Raw genomic sequence first — 280 nt, forward strand, 5'->3', positions numbered from 1 at the left:
ACCCGCGGCCAGCGAGTCGCCGAAGCTCTTGTGGGCGGCCAGGCCTATTTTCGCCTTGACCCCCTGGCTGAGCGGCATGGTCGTGCTTTCGAAATGCAGTTGCTCTCCCAAATGGCCCAGCCTCGCCTTGAACACCAGGGCCAGCGCGGTGTTGAGCGGGCCATCCAGCCTGGACGCCGTGCTGCTTTGCAGCAGGCGGGTACCGAAGGTGTTGGTCAGCAACACCGCGCCGCTGAGTCGGATGGCAGAGGGCGGCGTATTGAGGCTGACCTCGCCGACT

General features: G+C 65.4%; 1 protein-coding gene. It reads right to left on the reverse strand.

Features of this window, described 5'->3' with window-relative positions; all coding sequences use genetic code 11:
* A partial coding sequence (locus ACM6J5_RS24245; protein WP_414929486.1) for a hypothetical protein occupies positions 1 to 280 on the reverse strand: 280 nt, incomplete at both ends.

Source organism: Pseudomonas sp. IT-P74 (assembly GCF_949768175.1).
GTDB lineage: Bacteria > Pseudomonadota > Gammaproteobacteria > Pseudomonadales > Pseudomonadaceae > Aquipseudomonas.